Annotated in this window: 1 protein-coding gene and 1 pseudogene; both read right to left on the bottom strand. The window is 64.4% G+C overall.

The annotated features are described in order from the left end of the window. A pseudogene (locus HLB44_RS36900) lies at positions 1-1248 on the bottom strand (hypothetical protein); the annotation flags it as partial. Positions 1249-1311: 63 nt separating this feature from the next. Further along, positions 1312-1571: hypothetical protein (locus HLB44_RS36535; protein WP_173135769.1), on the bottom strand; the 260-nt coding region annotated here is incomplete at its 5' end.

Below are 1571 nucleotides of genomic sequence, written 5' to 3'. Positions count from 1 at the left end.
GTTGAGCATCTCGCGGCAGGCGTGCTGCACGTCCGGCGGCGCGGGCTTGCCGCTGGGCATCTTGCCGCCGTCGGCCATCTTCTGGATGTCGGCGCGCGACAGGCATTCGTTGGTCTTGAACGTGCCCGGGCGCTTCGTCGGGAAGATGTCGTTGGAGTGCTTCATCAGCGTCTCCAGCTGCTTTTGCTCGCCCACCGCGCCGCCCACCTTCTGGTTGGCCACGTTGATGTCGCCCTCGCCGATCTGGCCGTTGGCGACGGCCGGCTTGCCCTGGTTGACGGCGTCGGCGGTTTCGATCTGCGTGAACAGCGTGGGGTTGGCCAGGATGTACGAAGCGGCGTTGCGCATTTCCGGCGAGCAGGTCTTGCGTCCGTCGACGCAGGCCTGCAGGTCCTGCGCGGTGACGCGGCCGTCCGGGCCCTTGATCTGGTCGAAGTTGCGCGCCAGCTCGCGGGTGGCGGCATTCGCGTCGGTGATCGGCGCGCCCTTCGGGTCGATGCGGCCGGGGGTGCCGGTCTGCGTGATGCCGTTCGGCGGGATGCCGGTCGGCTGGACGCCGATGCCCGGCTGGCCATAGGGCATCGGCGTGGGCATCGGCTGGCCATAGGGCATCGGCGTCGGCATCGGCTGATAGCTCGTCGGCATCGGCTGCATCGGCGGCTGGCCATACGGCATCGGCGTCGGCATCGGTTGCATCGGCGGCTGGTGCTGATACCCTTGCGGCGGGTACTGCATCGGCGGCTGGCCATACTGCATCGGCACCGGCTGATGGCCATACTGCGGCTGCATCGGCGGCTGGCCATACTGCATCGGTACCGGCGGCTGGCCATACTGCATCGGCGGCATCTGCATCGGCGGCTGGCCGAAGCTGCCGCCCAGGCCGGGCATGCACTGGCCGCCACCGAGCATCTGCGAGAGTTGGGAGAACAGGTTCCCCAGGTTCTGCATCCCGCCCCCGCCCATGCCGCCTTGCAGCAGGCCGGTGATCTGCTGCAGCATCGTCGTGAGGTTGTTCATCAACGGCATCGCGCCGCCGGGCATGCCGGGACTGCCGTTGGGGGTGTGGACGTTGCCCTCGCTCTGCGTGGTCAGGTTCGGCGGCATGTGCGGCATGTGGTCGCAATGCTGCTTGTGCTCGTGGAAATGCTTGTGCTGGTCGTTCTTCAGCAGAGACGGAATCAGCAGGAACGGCGACAGCAGCAGCGCCGGGTTGTTCGAGATGTCGTTGCAGACGTTGTTGATACCCATTTTTGAAGTCCTATTCAGTGATTGACGAAGAGTTGGTTCAGTGAGAGACGTGCGGCTTCTGCATCATTCATCCTTCGTCTCTTCATCCTTCTTCGGGTTGTTCTTCCAGTAGTCCTGCTCTGCCAAGAGCGCATCCTTGTCGCCGGTGACATACCTGTCGTCCTGGGTCTTCCAGGTGTAGTCGCCGTTCTTATTCTTCGTGAACTCGAAGCCGCCCTCGCTCCCGACCCTGTTGTTGCCGTCCGGCTCGTACGCGTAAATGTCGTTCCCCTTCGGGTTATTCTTCCAGTAGTCGGCCTCGGTATCGAGCTTGTCCTTGCTGC

Origin of the sequence: Pseudaquabacterium terrae (genome assembly GCF_013266755.1) — a bacterium.
In the GTDB taxonomy this organism is placed as follows: Bacteria; Pseudomonadota; Gammaproteobacteria; order Burkholderiales; family Burkholderiaceae_C; genus Pseudaquabacterium; species Pseudaquabacterium terrae.
This window is presented reverse-complemented; position numbering and strand designations above follow the sequence as displayed.